19 protein-coding genes are annotated in these 19,264 nt (G+C 66.3%); 15 read left to right on the forward strand and 4 right to left on the reverse strand.

Going from position 1 to position 19,264, the window contains the following annotated elements; all coding sequences use genetic code 11:
- Nucleotides 1–269 precede the first annotated feature (269 nt).
- From B2W70_RS01090 to B2W70_RS01150, 13 genes are all read left to right on the forward strand, one after another.
- Entirely contained in the window at nucleotides 270–491 is a 222-nt protein-coding gene (locus B2W70_RS01090) for a hypothetical protein (RefSeq protein WP_286742095.1), read from the forward strand.
- A 107-nt stretch (nucleotides 492–598) separates the two neighbouring features.
- Nucleotides 599–1,300, forward strand: coding sequence for a PEP-CTERM sorting domain-containing protein (locus B2W70_RS01095; RefSeq protein WP_286742096.1), 702 nt, complete (start codon nucleotides 599–601; stop codon nucleotides 1,298–1,300).
- A gap of 215 nt (nucleotides 1,301–1,515) precedes the next feature.
- Nucleotides 1,516–3,654 (forward strand): TonB-dependent receptor plug domain-containing protein, encoded by a 2,139-nt coding sequence (locus tag B2W70_RS01100; RefSeq protein WP_286742097.1) that lies wholly within the window; start codon nucleotides 1,516–1,518, stop codon nucleotides 3,652–3,654.
- Between the two features lie 36 nt (nucleotides 3,655–3,690).
- Nucleotides 3,691–4,818, forward strand: a complete 1,128-nt coding sequence (locus tag B2W70_RS01105) for a hemin-degrading factor (RefSeq protein ID WP_286742098.1) — start codon at nucleotides 3,691–3,693, stop codon at nucleotides 4,816–4,818.
- Nucleotides 4,815–5,759 (forward strand): heme/hemin ABC transporter substrate-binding protein, encoded by a 945-nt coding sequence (locus tag B2W70_RS01110; RefSeq protein ID WP_286742099.1) that lies wholly within the window; start codon nucleotides 4,815–4,817, stop codon nucleotides 5,757–5,759. The genes B2W70_RS01105 and B2W70_RS01110 overlap by 4 nt, the downstream gene beginning before the upstream one ends.
- Entirely contained in the window at nucleotides 5,756–6,880 is a 1,125-nt protein-coding gene (locus B2W70_RS01115; protein WP_286742100.1) for a FecCD family ABC transporter permease, read from the forward strand. The genes B2W70_RS01110 and B2W70_RS01115 overlap by 4 nt, the downstream gene beginning before the upstream one ends.
- A gap of 25 nt (nucleotides 6,881–6,905) precedes the next feature.
- On the forward strand, nucleotides 6,906–7,712 hold the full coding sequence (locus B2W70_RS01120; protein WP_286742101.1) for a heme ABC transporter ATP-binding protein: 807 nt from the start codon (nucleotides 6,906–6,908) through the stop codon (nucleotides 7,710–7,712).
- Nucleotides 7,713–7,973: 261 nt separating this feature from the next.
- On the forward strand, nucleotides 7,974–8,942 hold the full coding sequence (locus tag B2W70_RS01125) for a TerC family protein (protein WP_286742102.1): 969 nt from the start codon (nucleotides 7,974–7,976) through the stop codon (nucleotides 8,940–8,942).
- A 580-nt stretch (nucleotides 8,943–9,522) separates the two neighbouring features.
- Complete coding sequence (locus tag B2W70_RS01130; protein ID WP_286742103.1) at nucleotides 9,523–11,799, forward strand: TonB-dependent receptor; 2,277 nt, start codon at nucleotides 9,523–9,525, stop codon at nucleotides 11,797–11,799.
- A gap of 11 nt (nucleotides 11,800–11,810) precedes the next feature.
- Nucleotides 11,811–12,494 carry a Fe2+-dependent dioxygenase gene (locus B2W70_RS01135; RefSeq protein ID WP_286742104.1) on the forward strand — a complete coding sequence of 228 codons (684 nt, stop codon included), beginning with the start codon at nucleotides 11,811–11,813 and terminating at the stop codon, nucleotides 12,492–12,494.
- Nucleotides 12,495–12,507: 13 nt separating this feature from the next.
- Nucleotides 12,508–12,795 carry a PepSY domain-containing protein gene (locus tag B2W70_RS01140; RefSeq protein WP_286742105.1) on the forward strand — a complete coding sequence of 96 codons (288 nt, stop codon included), beginning with the start codon at nucleotides 12,508–12,510 and terminating at the stop codon, nucleotides 12,793–12,795.
- Nucleotides 12,792–13,331, forward strand: a complete 540-nt coding sequence (locus B2W70_RS01145) for a cytochrome b/b6 domain-containing protein (protein WP_286742106.1) — start codon at nucleotides 12,792–12,794, stop codon at nucleotides 13,329–13,331. The genes B2W70_RS01140 and B2W70_RS01145 overlap by 4 nt, the downstream gene beginning before the upstream one ends.
- 12 nt (nucleotides 13,332–13,343) lie before the next feature.
- Nucleotides 13,344–14,465: an alpha-hydroxy acid oxidase gene (locus tag B2W70_RS01150; protein WP_286742107.1), complete on the forward strand. Its 1,122-nt coding sequence runs from the start codon at nucleotides 13,344–13,346 to the stop codon at nucleotides 14,463–14,465.
- 14 nt (nucleotides 14,466–14,479) lie between these two features.
- Here B2W70_RS01150 and B2W70_RS01155 read toward each other — a convergent pair whose 3' ends face one another.
- On the reverse strand, nucleotides 14,480–15,742 hold the full coding sequence (locus B2W70_RS01155; RefSeq protein WP_286742108.1) for an NADH:flavin oxidoreductase/NADH oxidase family protein: 1,263 nt from the start codon (nucleotides 15,740–15,742) through the stop codon (nucleotides 14,480–14,482).
- Nucleotides 15,743–16,017: 275 nt separating this feature from the next.
- Here B2W70_RS01155 and B2W70_RS01160 point away from each other — a divergent pair, with 275 nt between their 5' ends.
- A complete protein-coding gene (locus tag B2W70_RS01160; RefSeq protein WP_286742110.1) occupies nucleotides 16,018–16,344 on the forward strand; it encodes an SWIB/MDM2 domain-containing protein in 327 nt (108 codons plus the stop codon).
- Nucleotides 16,345–16,492: 148 nt separating this feature from the next.
- On the opposite strand, the gene B2W70_RS01165 is transcribed toward B2W70_RS01160, so the two are convergent.
- Complete coding sequence (locus B2W70_RS01165) at nucleotides 16,493–17,371, reverse strand: crotonase/enoyl-CoA hydratase family protein (protein ID WP_286742111.1); 879 nt, start codon at nucleotides 17,369–17,371, stop codon at nucleotides 16,493–16,495.
- A gap of 227 nt (nucleotides 17,372–17,598) precedes the next feature.
- Between B2W70_RS01165 and B2W70_RS01170 the strand changes: the two genes are divergently transcribed.
- Nucleotides 17,599–17,826 (forward strand): hypothetical protein, encoded by a 228-nt coding sequence (locus B2W70_RS01170; RefSeq protein ID WP_286742112.1) that lies wholly within the window; start codon nucleotides 17,599–17,601, stop codon nucleotides 17,824–17,826.
- A 42-nt stretch (nucleotides 17,827–17,868) separates the two neighbouring features.
- Here B2W70_RS01170 and B2W70_RS01175 read toward each other — a convergent pair whose 3' ends face one another.
- Both B2W70_RS01175 and B2W70_RS01180 read right to left on the reverse strand, forming a co-directional pair.
- Entirely contained in the window at nucleotides 17,869–18,342 is a 474-nt protein-coding gene (locus tag B2W70_RS01175; protein WP_286742114.1) for an NUDIX domain-containing protein, read from the reverse strand.
- The gene (locus B2W70_RS01180; protein WP_286742116.1) at nucleotides 18,335–19,243 is read right to left on the reverse strand and encodes an ATP-binding protein; all 909 of its coding nucleotides are present in this window, start codon (nucleotides 19,241–19,243) and stop codon (nucleotides 18,335–18,337) included. The genes B2W70_RS01175 and B2W70_RS01180 overlap by 8 nt, the downstream gene beginning before the upstream one ends.
- Between the last annotated feature and the right edge of the window lie 21 nt (nucleotides 19,244–19,264).

Raw genomic sequence — 19,264 nt, forward strand, 5'->3', positions numbered from 1 at the left:
CGAGCAGAAGGCGGGCGCAAACGTTTCCGCCAGCCGGATGCGGCGGCCATCGTCGAGCTGAGCGTGCTCGACGCGCGGCTCAAGGATTGGCAGCGCCAGTTGCGCGAGGACATGCGCGAAGACGGCGGCCGCTGAGTCGACGCGGCACCTGGCGGTGCAGTCGGCACTGCGGAACCGATCTGGCAGCAAGCCCCCGGGTTTGAAGGGGGCATCTTTCATTTGCGAATAATTCTCATTAAGATGCTGACTGTCGCAAACGAAAAGCCTCCATGTCCGATCGCAGCCCTTCCACCCCGTCCGTTTCCCCCGTCAAGGCCCGCCTGCTCCAGTTGCTGGACGAGGTGATCGCCCACGATGGCTACGGCTCGATCAAGGTGGATGTGCGGCTGCTCAAGAAAGGCCAGAAAGAGGTCATCGTCGATTGCGGCAAGCAGTACCGCTTTGTGGTGAACCACCCTGGCTTCGGCTCGGGCGCGCACGAAGCTGCCTGAGGACAAGGCGTCCTGGGTGGGGCCCGTCCCCGACTGAATCATCGCCATCCTGACGTGTTGCCTTCGTGGGGAAGGAACGCTGTTGATTTCCTCCCTCCGAGGTTGACATGCACCTTTCTCACTTCTCCCAGTCCATCCCTTCGTCCTTGCGCTCGCTGGCCCTCGCCGCCACGGCCTTGATGGCCGCACAAGGCAGCGCCCATGCCACCGCTGGTGTCTGGGACTCCGCCGCATTGGGTCACAGCGGCAACGGCAGCAACAGCGCCAACGCCTGGATCACCACGCCCGACGCTGGCAGCAGCTACGCCGAGTGGAACGTGATCCTGAGCTACCCGACGGACAACACGCCCGACATCGCCGGCGCTGGCACGCTGACCGAGCTGACCGGCGGCGCCTTCCCGACCAGCGGCGGCAACATCTACGGTCTGGGCGGCCCGACCAGCTTCCAGGTTGACCTGGCTGGCTCGACCACCGGCCTGTGGGAGGTCTACCTGCGCGTGGGCACTCAAGGCTCGATCGCGCTGGAAGAGGCCACGCTCAACGGCGTGAGCGCCACCCGCGTGCTGACCTACGACAACGCCATCACCGGCGGCTTTGGTGGCGCCGAGCAGGAAAGCCTGTGGAAGTGGACCCTGGCCGGCACCGGCGACTGGGTCTTCAACTTCGGTGCCACGGCCGCTCACATGAGCCTGGACCAGGTGGCGGTTTACGCGGTGCAGACCGCCGTGCCCGAACCCCAGACCTGGGCCCTGCTGGGCGCCGGCCTGGGAGCCATGGCCATGGTTCGCCGCCGCCGTCAGGTCCGCTGACCACGTGACACAGCAATGAAGGACACAGGTCGCGCCGACGCGGCCTGTGATTGGCCATGCCTTGCAGTACCCCCCGTTCCTGGCGCCAGCGCCGGTCGGCGGTCGCCGCCACCGGCTGCTGGTTGCTCGCCTTGTGCGGTGCAGCCCTCGCAACCGAGGACAGCGCCACGCCCCCTGCGCCCACCCAGCACCCTGAGCCCAAGTTCGAGTCAGACATGACCGTGTTGCCCGAAGTGCGCGTGCAGGCCACGCGTCAACGGCCCGCCGTGCAGGCCGACACCACGCGATCAACCACGACGATCGGGGAGTCGGTGCTGCGCCAGCGCCAGCCTGATTCGGTGTTCGAGGTGCTCGACGAGGTGCCGGGCGTGGCCGTTCAGGGCGGACCGCGCAGCAGCGGCATGGGCTTCAACATCCGCGGCTACACCGACGGCGAGGACGTGCGCATCGAACTGGACGGCGTCGGCAAAGGCTTCGAGAAATACCGCTTCGGCGGCACCTTCATCGAGCCGGAGCTGCTCAAGTCCATCGAGGTGCGCCGGGGCGCCCAAGTCGAGAGCCCGGCAGGCGCTCTGGGCGGCACCGTGAGCGCACAGACGCGAGATGCCGCAGACCTGCTGCGCCCCGGCCAGCGATGGGGCGCACGCACGCGCATCGGCCATGCCAGCAACAACGACGAGACGCAGGCCTTCGTGGTCGTCTATGGTCGCCCCAGCGAAAGCACCGACCTCGTGGTCGCGCAATCGCGCCGCCAGAGCAACGACATCCGCCGCCCGGATGGCGAGCGACTTGAGCTCTCCGACACCGATGCCACCAGCAGCCTCGTCAAAGGCAGCTGGTGGCTGACCGACCAGTGGAAGGCCGCGCTGAGCTGGGTTCGCTACCAGGACCAGGGTCTTCAACCTTACGACACCACGGGCGGCGACCCCGGCGCATTCGGCAAGGTGCAACGCCGCATCGACGACGACACCATCTCTGTGCAGACGAAGTGGGCCGACGAAGCCAGTGGCGCTCAATGGCAGGCCACCGTGGGTCGCAGCCAGACACGCGTGCGCGATCACATGGAGGAAAAGTGGTCCGTCTTCAGCGCTTTGGGCACGGTCGATGACGACGTCGATCACCAGCACACCACCTACGACACGCGCGCCACCCTGCCCTTGATGGGCCCGCCCCTGTCAGGCGATGCGGCACCCACGACAGGGACTGATTCCACCGACACCAGCCCGTGGCGCATGAGCCTGCACATGGGCTTGCAAGGTGGCAGCAGCGAACGCACCTCGCGCCGCACCACCAGCAACGCCAACCCTCAGTACGCCGATGGCTACAACCCTGCCCAGCCGTCCGGCTCGCAAGATCGCATCGGTGGCTACCTGCAGCTCGACGTGAAACGCGACGGCTGGCAAGCCTTGCCGGGCATCCGCTGGGACCGCTTCAAGACCCGCGTGGTCGGCGCCAACGCCACGGCTTTGCTCGCGGCGGGGCAGCCCGACACGATCACCGCGCAGAGAGCTTCGCCCAGTTTCACCCTGTCGCACAGCTGGACCCCGCAAGGCTGGACCGTGTTCGGCACGGTGGCTCGCGCATTCCGCCCGCCATTGCTCGATGAGGCTTTCGCCAAATCGAGCTACGGCCGCTGCAACAACCTCAGCCTGCTGCGCACCCACGGAGACGGGGTCCGCGTGCCCGGCTACAGCGCGACCGCCCGCGTTGCCCCCAGCAGCGGCATCTGCGGCAACTTCTACGAGCCGGAGCTGTCTCGCTCCGTGCAAGCAGGCGTGCAGACCCACCAGCGCGGTGTGCTCGGGCTGGGTGCACGCAGTGCCTTCGACGCCAAGCTCACGGCCTTCAACGACCGAACAGAGCAGTTGCTCGAAACCCTGATGGCCTCGACCGACGGCAGTGGTGAGCTCGTGCAACCCGGCACCGAGCACCGTTGGGGCCTGGAGCTCGAAGGTGGCCTGCAATGGAACGACTGGCAAGCCCGCTTCAGCGGCCACCGCATGCAAGGCCGCACCTTCAACGGCCTGAGCGAACGCGACCTGCTGACCGTTCCCGCCGACCGCCTGCAGCTGAGCCTGGGCAGGCGTCAGACCTGGGGCGAGATCGGTCTGCGGTGGCAACAAGTCTGGGCACGCAAGTACTTCAAAGACAACACGCAGACCCGCACGGGCCGTCAACCCAGCCACCGACTGCTGGGTGCCTGGGCGCAATGGCGCATCAACCAGCACATCACCCTCGACCTCGCGGCCGAGAACCTGGCCAACGAAACCTACCGCCTGGACAACGGCTTCGCCAGCGAAGGCGTCGAAGGTGCCGGCCGCAACCTGCGCGTGTCCATCTCGGCACGCCACTGAAACCACCCTTCCCTGCAACCGACATGGAGCCCAAAGATGACCACGACCCTTCTCAACCACTTGCGCTCGTCCTTCGCCGAGCTTCGCGCTCAAGGCTTGCGGGCACGCGACGCCGCGGCGCGCCTGAAACTCTCGGAAGGCGAGGTGCTGGCTGCCCATGCTGTGAGCCAGATGTCGCCACAGGCCGGCGCCGACAGCCTGCTCGCCACCGTGCCACTGAACGGTGACTGGGTCGCCATCCTGCAAGGCCTCGAAGCCGTGGGCCCGGTGATGGCCCTCACGCGCAACGAGCACATCGTGCACGAGAAGGTCGGCGTGTACCGCAACGTCAGCGCCAGGGGCCCGGTGGGCCTGGCCATCGGCCCCGAGATCGACCTGCGCCTGTTCCTCAACCACTGGCACGCCGGCTTTCACGTTGTCGAGCGCACCGACAAGGGCGAGCAGCACAGCCTGCAGTTCTTCGATCGCCACGGCCAGGCCGTGCACAAGGTCCATGCCCGAGCGCAGACCTCGCTGACCGCCCTCGAAGACCTGGTGCAGCGCCACGCCGACCCAGCGCGCGAAGTGCGCTTCACACCCGGCCGCGTCACGCCGCCCACCGACCGCCCCGACAGCGAAATCGACTGCCTGGGCCTGGGTGAAGCCTGGTCGGCCATGCACGACACGCACGAGTTCTTCGAGCTGCTCAAGCGCTTTCAGGTGGGTCGCCGCCAGGCCCTGCGCCTGATGGAAGGCGTGCACACCCGCCGCACGCCGCTGCTGGCGGTGGACTGGCTGCTCAACGAAGCGGCCACTTCGGGCCTGCCGATCATGGTCTTCGTGGGCAACCCGGGCTGCATCCAGATCCACACCGGCGCTGTGCAGCGCATCGAGCCCATGGGCCCATGGCTGAACGTGCTCGACGAAGGATTCAACCTGCACCTGCGCGGCGACGCCGTGCACGAAAGCTGGCTGGTGAGCAAACCAACGGACGACGGCCCGGTGACTTCGATCGAGCTGTTCGATGAAAGTGGCGAGCTCATCGCCATGTTCTTTGGCGAACGCAAACCGGGCAAGCCTGAACTGCCCGCCTGGCGCGAGCTGGCGCATTCGCTGGTGGGTGGCACGCCACCCGGCAACCAAGGCCAGCGGGGCTCGGTCAATCCGCACAAGGAAGCCGCATGAACCGCCGCAGCCCCGCCCCCTTCGGACCCGAGGGGGGCACGCACCGTCGCCGCCTGCTGCAAGCCATCGGTGGGCTGGGCGGGCTCGCCACACTGCCCAAGTCATGGGGCGCGACAGGGCAGGCCTTCGCGGCCGCATCACCAGGCGAGGCTTCGGGCGAGCCGCGCCTGGTCAGCATCCACGGCAGCCTGACCGAGGTGGTCTACCTGCTCGAAGCCCAGCACATGCTGGTGGGCACCGACACCACGAGCACCCACCCTGCAGCGGCCAGCCAGACGCCCAAGGTAGGTTACCTGCGCCAACTCTCGGCCGAGGGGCTGCTGTCGCTCAAGCCACACGCCGTGCTCGGCACCGACGAGGCCGGCCCGCCTGCGGTGCTGGCGCAGCTTCGGCAGGCTGGGGTGCCGCTGCAACTGGTGAGCGTCAAGCACCGATTCGAAGACCTGATCGAGAAGGTCAAGCTGGCAGGTGAAGCCACGCGGCGGCAATCGGCCGCGCAAGCCTTGTCGGCCGACCTGCGAAAGCGCTGGCAGGCCACGCAGCAGCAGGTCGCGCGCCGCCATGCAGCAGCCTCCGGCAACACCGGCCCGCGCGTGCTGTTCATCATGGCCCACGGACCGGCCGCGATGCTGGCCGGCACCGACACCGGTGCCCACGCCATGCTGAGCTACGCTGGCGCTCACAACGCCATGACCCAGGTGCAAGGCTGGCGCGCACTCAACGCCGAAAGCGCCGTGCAAGCCCGGCCCGACTGGATCGTGACCACGCAGGAGTCGGTGAGCGCATTGGGTGGCCTGCCAACATTCTGGCAACTGCCCGGCCTGGCCCTGACACCGGCCGGCCGTCAGCAACGCGTGCTCAGCTTCGACACCATGGCGCTGCTGGGCTTCGGGCCGCGCATGCCCGCAGCGCTGCAAGAACTGCAGCAGGGACTGTCATGAGCGCCGTGCTGTCGTCGACACCCGCCAGCGCGCCTTCGGCAACCGGGCAAGTGGCCCGGCGCTGGCGTGCGGCACCGGGCCGTTTGCTGTCCGTCCACATGACGCTGTTGAGCGCGGGCACGCTGCTCTTGATCAGCCTGCTCGTGGCCGCCAGCAACGGCCCCTTTGCACTGGGCTGGCGCGACGTGCTGCAGTGGGGCAGCGGCCAGGTGGGCGATGTCTCGGGTGCCGAGGTGTTCTGGCACATCCGCGCCCCGCGCCTGGCGATGGGCCTGCTGGCCGGCGCCGCGCTGGGCGTCTCGGGCGCCATGGTGCAGGGCCTGTTCCGCAACCCGCTGGCCGACCCGGGCCTCATCGGTGTGCAGGCCGGTGCCGCGCTGGGGGCCGCCGCTTTCATCGTGCTGCTGCCGCTGGCTGGCTGGACGGTGGCGGGCTTTCACACGGGCTGGCTGGGCGTGAGCGGCACCATGCTGGGCGCCTTCGCCATGGCCCTGCTGACCACCGCCATCGTCTGGCGGCTGGCGCGGCAACACGGCCATGTCGCCGTCACGCGCTTGCTGCTGGTGGGGGTGGCCATCAACGCCCTGGCCGGCTCCGCCCTGGGCCTGCTCACCCACTTCGCCACCGACACCCAGTTGCGCGCCCTGACCTTCTGGATGCTGGGCAGCCTGGCACCCAGCCACTGGCTGGCCGTGGCCTGCGTGCTGCCGGCGGTGCTGGTGGCATGTGTGCTGGCCCCCCGCCTGGCCGCAGCGCTCGATGCGCTGTCGCTCGGTGAAGCGCAGGCCACGCTATCCGGCGTGAACGTGGCGTCGCTGCAGCGCCGCTGCGTGGCCCTGGCCGCGCTGGCCGTGGCCGCCGTCACCGCGGTCATCGGCATGGTGGGCTTCATCGGGCTGCTCGCGCCGCACCTGGTGCGGTTGCTGTGCGGTCCATCGCACCGCGCGGTGCTGCCGGGCTCGGCCTTGCTGGGTGCCAGCCTGGTGCTGCTGGCCGACACCGCCGCGCGCACGGCGCTGGCGCCTGCCGAGATGCCACTGGGCGTGCTCACCGGCCTGATCGGTGCGCCCACCTTCCTGTGGTTGCTGCGGGGGCGCGCCCACCGTTCTTCTTCGTTTTGAAATCGCCTGACACAAGGAGCCTGAGATGAGCCTGTCTGCCCACGACCTGCTGGTGCGCCACGGCGATCGCCGCGTGCTCGACGTGCCCTTCGTGCAACTGCAAGCCGGCCAGGTGCACGCCGTGCTCGGCCCCAATGGCGCGGGCAAGTCCACCTTCATGCACGCCCTGTGCGGGCTGGAAGGCGGCAGCGCCAGGCGCGTGCACCTGAACGGCCGGCTGCTGTCCGACTGGGACACCGTCGAGCTCGCCCGCCACCGCGCGCTGCTGTCGCAGGAGCTGCAGGTGCCCTTTGACTTCAGCGCGCGCGACATCGTGCGCATGGGCCGCCACCCTCATGCCCACTGCCCGCATCCGCTCGAAGGTGAACTGGTCGAGCAATGCCTGGACACCGTCGGCGCCCTGCACCTGATCGACCGCCTGCACGCGGGCCTGTCAGGCGGCGAGAAGGCGCGTGTGCAGCTGGCACGCGTGCTGGCCCAGGTCACGCCGCACCCCGATGACGACGCCCCCCGCTGGCTGATGCTGGATGAGCCCACCGCCGCGCTCGACCTGGCCCACCAGCACAGCGTGATGAGGCTGATGCGTCAGCTGGCCGCACAAGGACACGGCGTGCTCGTCGTGCTGCACGACCTCAACCTGGCCGAGGCCTACGCCGACCAGGCCCTGGTGCTGCGCGACGGACGGCTCGACACCATGGGCCGCTGCGACGAGGTGCTGCAGCCCACGCTGATCCAGCGCATCTGGGGCGTGCTGTGCGAACGCCTGCCCCGCCCCGGTCAGCCGGGCAGCTGGCTGGCGCTGTCCGCCATGGCCTCGGCCGTGACGGATTGAGCACGATCGCCACCCCCTTGACCTCAATGCCCCCAAAACTCGCCGGGGCTTGCCTGGCCTGTGTAAACTTCGCAGGTCCGAAGGGGGAGTAGCTCTCCGCTCACCCGGTTGGTGTCGACCCGTCAGTACGGCGGGGGCCGCAAAGGCCCCTGACCCGGGTGGCACGGCAGGCCGCCAGGCCCGCCTCGCAAGACCTTTCGGTGCACAGGCGCGCGGCCCTCGTCCAGGGCCGCGTGATGTTTGTCCACCGGAGTCAACTGCATGTTCAGCACCGTTCCCACCTGGCTGTGGGTCATCTTCGTCGCCATCGTCATCGTGGCGCTCTTCGTCGACTTCGTCGTCCTGAAAAAACAGGGCGCCCACGAGGTCTCCGTCCCCGAAGCCATCAAGTGGTCCGCCATCTGGGTGGCCTTGTCGTTCGCCTTCAACGGCCTGCTGTGGTGGGCCTATCAGCAAGAGCTGGGCACGGCGGTGGCCAACACCAAGGCACTCGAGTTCCTCACCGGCTACCTCATCGAGAAGTCGCTGGCGGTGGACAACATCTTCGTCTTCCTGATGATCTTCACGTACTTCGCGGTGCCCCCGTCCTACCAGAAGCGCGTGCTGATGATCGGCATCATCGGCGCCATCGTGCTGCGCACGGTGATGATCCTGGTGGGCGGCTGGCTGATCAGCCAGTTCCACTGGATCCTCTACGTCTTCGGTGCCTTCCTGTTCTTCACCGGCGTCAAGATGTGGTGGGCCGCCGACAAGGAGCCCGACCTTGAGGGCAACCCGGCCCTGAAGTTCCTGCGCAAGGTCATGCCCGTGAGCAAGCACTTCGACGGCGAGAACTTCTGGACCGTGCAGAACGGCGTGAAAGTCGCCACCCCGCTGCTGCTGGTGGTGGCGCTCGTGGGCTTCACCGACGTGATCTTCGCAGTCGACTCCATCCCCGCCATCTACGCCATCACGTCCGACCCCTTCATCGTGCTGACGTCTAACATCTTCGCCATCCTGGGTCTGCGTGCGATGTACTTCCTGCTCGCTGCCATGGCCGCCAAGTTCCACCTGCTGAGCTACGGCCTGGCGGTGATCCTGGTCTTCATCGGCACGAAGATGATGCTGATCGACATCTACAAGATCCCGGTGATGGTGTCGCTGGGTGTGGTGATCGGCATCCTGGCCATCACGATGATCTGGAGCGTCAAGACCGCGCCCAAGATCGGCGCCAGCAAGACCGCCGGCTGACACCAGCGCGTTGCGCCAGCGGCCTCGGCCGCGACAAGGCCTCCCTGCGGGGAGCCCTTTTTTGCTCCCCGCAGGGAGCCCTTTTTCGTGGGCGCGGCACACCGCCTCGCCCCGTGCTTGCGAGCCCCGTTCCCGTCATGCCCATGAGCGCTTCATGGCATCTTGCCAATGCGAATGATTATCGTTAATATAGCTACGCGTTTGTCGCACAGACCTTGTCTGACAAGCCGGCGGGACCTGAGGCCTGCCGGGCAGACCGTGGTGGGGATGTCGCCTGATTGGCTGTGGGGGCCGAGAAGGTGGCAGACAGGGTCTGGCGGCAAACGCTTTTTTGTTTGAACCAGAGAAAAGGACAGGCGCGGCTTCGGGAGAGGTCGCGCCTGTTTCGCTTTCAGTCCCCTTCTTGTGCTCGCCTGACCAACAGGCGCCGAACCCCGCGTTCTGGTGGCTGCCAGCAACACCCCTTAACAATGCTATCGCGAATTGTTATCATTTAGATTATTGAGTGCGACATCGCACCCGACACAACAACCATGTCAGTTGCCCGCCCACGCAGGCATCGCCCTTTCCGGAGCCGTCCATGTCCCGATCGTCCCCTCGTTCCAAACCAGCAGCAGCTCGCCCCGTGGTGATGCCGCTGGGCGCCCTCGCCGCAGGCATGGGGCTGAGCCTGTTGAGCTCGGTTTCGGCGGCCCAGAACCAGGGCGCACCCACGCCTGAAGCCACGCTGCCAGCCGTTTCTGTGACGGGCAAGGCAGACCCCAAGCCCGAAGCCAAAAGCACCTACCAGGCCACCACCACCACCATCGGCAAGGGCAAGCAAGCCCTGCGCGACATCCCGCAATCGATCACGGTGGTCACCGAAAAGCTGATCGTTGACCGCAACCTCGACACGATGAAAGATGTGCTTCGCCAGACTGCGGGCATCACCTTCATGGCAGCCGAAGGCGGCGAGGAAGACATCCGCCTGCGCGGCTTCTCGCTGCAGCAAACCGGCGACATCTTCCTGGACGGCGTTCGCGACCCGGCCATCTACGACCGCGACACCTTCAACCTCGACCGGCTCGAGCTGCTGCGCGGCTCCGCCTCGATGCTGTTCGGGCGCGGCTCCACCGGAGGCGCCGTCAACCAGGTCACCAAGACCCCCTTCCTGGAAAAGTCCAACGAGGTCTCGCTCACGGCGGGCAGCCACTCCTACGTGCGCGGCACCGGAGACTTCAACATCGTGACCGGTGAGGACTCGGCCTTGCGCATCAACGCCATGCGCACCACCGCCAACAACAACGGTGCGGGCTCCAGCATCGACAAAGAAGGCCTGGCCCTGGCCTACCGTGCAGGCATCGGCAAGAAGGTCGAACACCTGGTGAGCCTGTACTACATCAACAACGACAACGGCATCAACTACGGCCTGCCCTGGATCAAGCCCAGCGCCAGCCAGTCCGCCGCCTACAACACGGTCAACGACAAGCTGGACCCGGCCCGCTACTACGGCACGGCCAGCGACTTTGCGCAGAGCCAAGGCAAGGTGCTGAGCTACACCAACACGCTGAAGCTGGGCGGAGGCTCGGAGCTCAAGAGCGTGATCCGCCGAGGTGAATTCGAACGCGACCAGCGCGCCAGCACGATCCGGTTCCCCAACGGGTCGGGGACGGACCTGGGCAATTTCAGCAACAACACGGTGTTCACCCGCGGCAGCGTGTTGAAGATCCAGAAGGTCGACGTGCTGCAGGCACAGAGCGACTACACCGGCAAGCACCAGATCCTGGGCCTGAAGAACGAGATCACCACCGGCGTGGACTTCTCGCGCGAGAAGCGCCAGGTGACGGCCGCACCGAACGGCAACAACGGTGGCATCACCCTCGGCAAGCCGAACATCACTGCGGGCAACCCGGACGATGGCGCCTGGATCGACGAGAGCCGCCGCATCCTGCGTCGCGGCAACGAATTCACCGCCGAAGGCCTGGGCGTCTACGTGCAGGACCTCGTCCACATCGCGCCGATGTGGAAGCTGCTGGGCGGCCTGCGCTACGACTACTTCAACGGCAACTACACCGTCTACAACACCAGCAACGCCGCGAACCTGCCAAGCGCCAAGTACAAGCAGAGCATCGACAAGCTCAGCAAGCGCCTGGGCGTCCTGTTCCAGCCCAATGCCCTGCAGTCGTATCACTTCTCTTACGGCACCTCGTTCAACACCTCGGGCGACACCTATTCGTACTCGCCCCTGAGCGTCAACGTGCCGCCAGAGTCCAGCCAGAACCTCGAATTGGGCGCCAAGCTCGACTCCGAAGATGGCCGCATGAGCACCCGACTGGCCCTGTTCCGCGCCACCAAGCTTCATGAGCGCAACACCGACGTCGACAGCGCCGCCACGCAGTTCGAACTCTCCGGCAAGCGCCACGCCATGGGCTTTGACATGGACATCACCGGCCAGATCACCGACGAATGGGAAATCTACGGCTCCTACACCTGGATCCCTGAAGCAGAAGTGGACGAGAAGTCCGCCACCTCGTTCGGCAACCGCAAGGGCGACCGCCCTGGCCTGACGCCTCGCCACAGCGGCACCATCTGGAACACCTACAAGTTCCTGCCCAAGTGGCGCGCCGGTCTGGGCGTGAACTTCCGCACCAAGCAATCGCCGGCAGACGTCGGCACGGCCAACGGCGGACAACAGTTCTATGCGCCGGGCTACGGCACCGTGGACCTGATGGCCGAATACACACCCAGCCAGGCCTATTCGATCAAGGCCAACGTCACCAACATCGCCAACAAGCTCTACGCCGATCAGGTCTACCGTGGCCACTATGTGCCGGGCGCAGGTCGACTGGTGCAAGTCACGCTGACAGCGAAGTTCTGAGCCACATCGCCATGCTGCTGCACATCCCTCAGGTCCTCACACCTGAAGAGCTGCGCCAAGCCCGAGAGGTCCTGGCCGATGCACCCTGGGTGCTCGGTCAGGTCACCGCCGGGCGCCAAGCCGCCCTGGTCAAGGACAACGAGCAACTGGCGCAGCAAGGTGAACACGCCAAGCGCCTGCGGGCCCTGATCCTGCCGGCGCTGGACCGCAACACGCTGTTCTTCTCCGCCGCGCTGCCGCGGCGCATCGTGCCCCCGCTGTTCAACCGATACGGGGGCACTCACACCCAATACGGCAACCACGTCGACAACGCCATCCGCGTCAACAACGAAATCGGTCAACGCGTGCGCACCGACATCTCGGCCACCTTGTTCCTGGCCGAGCCACACGAATACGATGGCGGCGAACTCGTGATCGAAGACACCTACGGTGAAAAGCGCGTCAAACTCGCCGCAGGCGACATGGTCATCTACCCCGGCACCAGCGTGCACCGCGTCGAGCCTGTGACGAAAGGCCACCGCCTTGCCAGCTTCTTCTGGGTCGAGAGCATGGTTCGCAGCGATGAACAGCGCCGCCTCTTGTTCGACCTCGACACCAACCTGACCAAGCTGCGCGAACGACACGATCACGATGACGGCTTGGTCGCGCTCACTGGCACGTATCACAACCTCTTGCGAATGTGGGCCGACGTCTGAGCCCCGACACACCATGCAAACCCGTCAAACCCTCCAGAAGATCTGCCTTTGCCTCGGCATGGGCTTGGCCAACCAGGTCGCCATGGCCCATGGTGACTTCAAGTGCAACGAACCCAGCAAGGAATGGAAGTTGCGCGAAGACCTTTCCGACAAACTCCAGGCGGATGGCTGGGACGTGCGCAAGATCAAGATCGACAACGGCTGCTACGAGGTCTACGGTTTCGACGGCAAAGGCAAGCGCCGCGAGGCCTATTTCAACCCGAGGACGCTGGAGCTGATCGGCGACGCCGGCCAGAAATGACCCGCGTCTGGGACCCCCTGGTGCGCGCGCTGCACTGGACCTTGCTTGGTGCGATCACCATCGCCTGGACCAGCACGCTGCACATGGGTGTGCCAGGCAGCTGGCACGAAACGGCCGGCTTTGTCGCCATGGCTTGCGTGGCGCTGCGTCTGCTGTGGGGCTTCGTCGGCCCCCGACACGCCCGCTTCGCCTCTTTCATCAGAGGCACGCGTTCAACCTGGTCCTACGCCAGCCAGGTGGTGCGCGGTCAGGCACCTCGGCACATCGGTCACAACCCCTTGGGGGCCTGGATGGTGCTCAGCCTGCTGCTGACCGTGGCCAGCCTGACTTTCGTGGGCTGGCTGCAGACCACCGATCGTTACTGGGGCTCCGAAACGTTGGAGGTCGTGCACACCACGCTGGCCTGGGCCCTCCTGCCACTGATCGGGCTGCATGTGGTGGGTGTGTTGCTGACCAGCGTGCATCAGCGCGAGAATCTCGTGCATTCGATGATCCATGGCCGCAAGCGACCTCCCGCTGAAGGCGACATCGACTGAGCTCGCCTGCCCATGCAAACCCCATCCCCTGACCTGCAAGCCATCCCACCCGACGTCTTCTGCCTGGCCGATTACGAACGGCATGCTTCGCACAACATGCCGGCCGGCGCCTGGGCTTACCTGCAAGGTGGTGCCGCAGACGAGCACACGCTGCAGGCCAACGCACGCGCTTGGCAAGCCATCTCACTCGTGCCGCGTGTGCTCAGGCGCACAGCTGGTGGCCACACGCGAACCGAGCTATTCGGTCGTACCATGGCCCACCCTCTCATGCTGGCGCCGATCGCCTACCAGCTGCTTGCACACCCCGAAGGTGAAATCGGCTCGGCGCTGGCGGCAGCCGCCCAGGAGGCTGGCTACGTCTTGAGCACCCAATCGAGCACCGCCCTTGAAGACATCGCCGATGCGACCGCTCTCGATCACCTTCGCGGCCCCTTGTGGATGCAGCTCTATCTTCAGCCCGACCGCGAGTTCACTCGGCTGCTGATCAAGCGTGCAGAGGCCGCTGGCTACGAAGCCCTGGTGCTCACCGTTGACGCCCCCACCAGCGGCGTTCGCGACCGCGAGAGGCGCGCAGGCTTTCGGCTGCCTGAAGGCGTCTCAGCCGTCAACCTGCGGGGCATGAGCACCCCGCCGTCACCAACGCTGTCGCCGGAGCAAAGCGCGCTCTTTGATGGCTTGCTGCACCACGCCCCCACCTGGGACGACATCGCCTGGCTCAAGCAAGTGACCCGACTGCCCATCCTTCTCAAAGGCGTGCTTCACCCGGATGACGCTCGCCTCGCGGTCCAAGCAGGTGTGCAAGGCATCATCGTCTCCAACCATGGGGGTCGCACCCTGGACACCGCGATCACCACGGCACGGGCCTTGCCTCGCGTCGTTGACGCCGTCGGCTCCGACGTGCCCGTGCTGGTGGATGGCGGCATCCGACGCGGCACCGACGTGCTCAAAGCCCTGGCGCTGGGCGCGCGAGCCGTGCTGATCGGCCGACCCGCGGTTCACGCGCTGGCCACGGCCGGCGCCCTGGGTGTGGCGCACGCCATCCGCTTGTTGCGCGACGAACTCGAGGCCGCCATGGCCCTGACCGGCTGCGCCACGCTGGCCGACATCGGCCCGGCGCTGCTCGCCGATGATTGAGCGAGGCGCCGTCCTCAACTCGCCCGCAACTTCGCCGGCCCCTTCTTGCGCCCCAGCCCCGCCTGCTTGGCGATGTACTTGACGAACACCCACAGCGGCATCTCGCCCGGCTTGGGCGGCTCACCACGGCCAATGCGCTTGAGCTGGCCCGTGTACCAGACCACCTCCATCATGCCCATCTTGTCGATGTAGCCAATGCCGGTCTTGAGCGGGCGCACCTGGTGGCGCGTCTGCTGACCAGACAGCAGGCGGTTGGGTGCATCGGGCTCGATCGCCAGCACCCGCGCCACGCCGACAAAGTCCACCGACCCCGAGGTGATGGCGTCGGCCATGCCCTGCAGCGAACGGAAGCCACCGGTGACCACCAGGGGTGTCTTGACGGCCTTGCGCGCTTTCTCGGCGAACTCCAGGAAGTAGGCCTCGCGCTGCTTCGTGCTCGCCTTCGCCGGCTCGGCCTTGTTCTTCACGCCTGTCATGGCCGGGGCCTCATAAGTGCCACCGGAAATTTCAATCAGGTCGATGCCGGCATCCGACAAGGCGCGGATGGTGTCGAGCGACTCTTCTTCGGTGAAGCCACCGCGCTGGAAGTCGGCCGAGTTCAGCTTGATGCCGATCGGAAAGCCGGGGCCCACCTTCTCGCGCATGGCGGCCAGCACGCTCAGCACGAAGCGACGGCGCTTCTCGGGCGTGCCGCCCCAGTCGTCGGTGCGGCGGTTGTGGTGCGGCGACAGGAACTGGCTGACCAGGTAGCCGTGTGCGCCGTGGATCTGCACGCCGGTGAAACCCGCGCGCTTGACCAGCTCGGCTGCGCGCGCAAAGCGCTCGATGACCTCGCTGATCTCGGCCTCGGTCATCTCACGCGGGGTCGGGAAAAACGCCTGCATCTCGGCGCGGAAAGGCACGGCCGATGGCGCGATGTTCTCTTTGTTCAAGCCCTTGGGCGCCTGCTTGCCCGGGTGGTTGAGCTGCACCCAGCATTGCGTGCCGTTGCGCGTGGCCGCTTGCGCCCAGGCCGTCAGCTCGGCCAGGAAGCGGTCGCTTTCGATCACGACGTTGCCCGGCTCGCCCAGCGCACGACGGTCGACCATCACGTTGCCCGTGATGCACAGCCCGATGCCGCCATCGGCCCATGCACCATACAAGCGCACGAGTTCAGGCGTGGCCGCACCGTCTCGGGTGCCCAGCGCTTCGCTCATCGCAGACTTGAAAAGGCGGTTCTTGACCACGGCCCCGGCGGGCAGGGTGAAGGGTTGGGCCAACACGGCTTGAGGCGACATCCGAAAGCTCCATCAAAGCAGACACAAGCGGGCATTGGACACCAAAGCACCCAAGCCTTGCACGGCACTTGGTGTCAGCCCTCATGCAGATGGCGCCAACACAGGGCCTTGCGCGATGCCATCGGGCGACATCCCCTCACAAAAGGTCTTGCAAGGCCATGGTTTTGCGCTAGAGAAAGCAGTACCATGCGTGCTGTCGGTTGACGCGAGACGTTCGGGACACATCGAACGCCCACAACCGCATCAGATCTGACTGACTTCTGGAGTGAATTCACATGGCAACTGCGAAGAAAGCCCCGGCCACCAAGGTCGCGGCCACCAAGGCCCCTGCAGCCAAGAAGGCCGCTGCCAAGCGCGCCCCCAACGCGGCTTTCGCCAAGCCGCTGACCCCCAGCCCCGTGCTGGCCGCCGTGATCGGCGCCGCACCGGCACCTCGCACCGAGGTGACCAAGAAAATCTGGGAGTACATCAAGAAGCACAACCTGCAGGACGCCGCCAACAAGCGCAACATCAACGCCGACGACAAATTGAAGCCCATCTTCAAGAAGCCGCAGGTCACGATGTTCGAGCTGACCAAGCTCGTGAGCGAACACCTGAGCTGATGCTCACGTCCCAAGCCTGCTGTTGACGAACAGCAAGCCACAGGACCTCGACAGCCCGGCCTTTGTGCCGGGCTTTTTCATGCCGGGCTTCTCCTTTGCTGCCGGGCTCAGGCAAAGGCTCGGGGCGGGATGCCGCCGAGCCCCGCGCTCATTCCCACCAGGGGTAAAACGCCGGCATCTCCGAGGCCTTGCCCTGGAACTGGGCGGGCCGCTTTTCGAGGAAGGCCTGCACGCCTTCCTTGCCGTCGCCGATGCTGGTGTAGAACATGGCCAGCGAGTCGACCTCGTGCGCGGCCAGCGGGTGCGGCTGCGCCGAGTTGCGGTACATCATCTGGCGCGTCAGCGCGATGCCCACGGCCGAGCGCTCCGACGCGATGCGCCGCGCGATCTTCATCGCTTCTTCCAGCAACTGCTCAGGCGGCACCACGCACTTGACCAGCCCGCCGCGCTGGGCCTCGTGGCCATCGAAGATGTCGGCCATGTAGGTCCATTCCAGCGCTTGCGAGATGCCCACGATGCGCGGCAGGAACCAGCTCGAGCAGGCCTCGGGCACGATGCCGATGCGCCCGAACACGAAGCCGATGCGCGCCTTCTCTGACGCGATGCGGATGTCCATGGGCAGCGTCATGGTGGCGCCAATGCCCACGGCCGCGCCGTTGATGGCGCCGATCACCGGCTTCTTGCAGTTGAAGATGGACAGCACCACGCGCCCGCCCGTGTCGCGCACACCCTCGTGGATGGCCTTGTCCGTCAGGCGCTCGCGCATGTCGGCCAGCGTGGGCTTCTGAGACTCGTCGAGGCCGAAGACGTTGCCGCCCACGCTGAGGTCCATGCCGGCGCAAAACGCCTTGCCAGCCCCGGTGACCACGATGGCGCGCACGGCGTCGTCGTCGCTGGCACGGGTGAAGGCATCGACCAGCTCGTTGGCCATCTCGACCGTGAAGGCGTTGAGTTGCTCGGGGCGGTTGAGGGTCAGCAGCAGCACACCGTCGTCACCGACGGCGTAACTCAGGGTCTGGTAGCTCATGGTTGTCTCGCTCTGTGTGGGTCTGGGGGTGTCGGAACGCGGCCCAGCATAACGCAGCGCGTCCGTCAGATCCGACACGGGCGGGAGCTGCTTTGCATCAACCTCGGGTCAGTCCGGAGGGGGCAGCATGCCCATTCGCGCCTACGATGCCTGCGCCGCGCCACCCGTGCCGGCTCGATGGCGTCCAACAGGCGCCTTGTTTGTTCACATCCCGACTGGAGATCCCCATGTGGAAGATTGTTGTGGCCTTCGTGGCTTTCGCGGCCCTCGCGATGTTCGTGCTGATGAAAAGCGGCGGTGACATCGACATGAGCGGAGAAAAGCACGGCATCGATGCCGGCCACACCGAAGAGGCGCACGGCAGCGCACCCGCGCCCGCCGCCAGCCTGCCTGCCAGCGATGCCGCGCCCGTGGCTGCTGCCGCATCCGAAGCCACCAGCGGCGCTTCGCAGTGAGGTGAAAAGGGCCCGGGTCGCATCGCGCGGCCGGCCCTGTCATCAACCCAGGTGAGTGGGGCCCGTGTGGCCTCGCTCCTGAGCCAGCCACTGCAGCACCGGGATGGTGCCGGGCAGCACTGGCTGCGCCTGCACCGGCAGCGACTGCCACGCCATCTGCTGGCCCTCGCGCATCTCGAATTCCCCCTCCCACGCAAACACCTTGCAGAAGTGCAGGCGCACGCGCGCGTGCGGGTAGTCCATCAGCTCGACCTTCCAGGGCTCGGCTGCCGCGATGGTGATGCCGATTTCTTCGTGCAGTTCGCGGCGCAGCGCCTGCTCCACCGTCTCACCCTGCTCCAGCTTGCCGCCCGGGAATTCCCAGTAGCCCGCGTAGACCTTGCCCTGCGGACGCGAGGTCAGCAGGAAGCGGCCTTCGTGCCCGCTCTCATCGCGCTCGATGAGCACGCCGACGGCCACGTCCACCGGCACGCGGTCGGTCGCGTCCATCACGTGATAGGACTTGCGCTCAGACATGCCCTGCCTCGCCTCGCCCGGCCACTCGGCCAGCATGGTCGCGTGCGAACTGCTGCGCCACGCGACCCGAGCGTGAACCGCGCTCGATGGCCCACACCAGCGCTTCAGGACGCGCGGCCTCGATGGCCTCTTCGTTCAGGCCCAGGTGACGCAACCACTGCGCCACGATGGCCAGGTACTCGTCCTGGCTGAACGGGTAGAAGCTGACCCACAGTCCGAAACGCTCGGACAGCGAGATTTTTTCTTCCACCACCTCGCCGGGGTGCAGCTCGCCGTCGTCGCCACGCGAGTAGCTTTTGTTGTCCGAGTGGTACTCGGGCAGCAGGTGTCGGCGGTTGGAAGTGGCAACCACCAGCACGTTGTCGCCATGGGCGGCCACGGTGCCGTCAAGCACCGACTTCAGCGCCTTGTAGCCTGGCTCGCCCTCATCGAAGCTGAGGTCGTCGCAAAAGATGACGAAGCGCTCGGGGCGCTCGCTCACCAGCTCGACCAGGTCGGGCAGGTCAATGAGGTCGGCCTTGTCCACCTCGATGAGACGCAGGCCCTGAGCCGCGTGGGCGTGCAAGCCAGCCTTGACCAACGATGACTTGCCCGTGCCGCGCGCACCCGACAGCAGCACGTTGTTGGCCGTTCTGCAAGCCATGAATTGCGCAAGGTTGCGCGCGAAACGTTCTTTTTGCGTGTCGACCTCGCAGAGATCGTCGTAGCGGATGACACCGACGTGACGCACCGGCTCCAGCCAGCCATTGGCCCAGGCCGAAGCGCTTCGCTTGCGATAGCGAAAGGCCACGGACGCCGACCAGTCGGGGGCCCGCAAGGCCTGGGGCAGCACGCTTTCAAGTCTTGAGAGGACCTGCTCGGCACGGCTGAGCAGGCGCAACAGGTGATCTGTCTGTTCCATGCGCCCGAGTGTAGGACAGGC

This window comes from Aquabacterium sp. UBA2148 (assembly GCF_002328915.1).
Taxonomy (GTDB): domain Bacteria; phylum Pseudomonadota; class Gammaproteobacteria; order Burkholderiales; family Burkholderiaceae_C; genus Aquabacterium; species Aquabacterium parvum.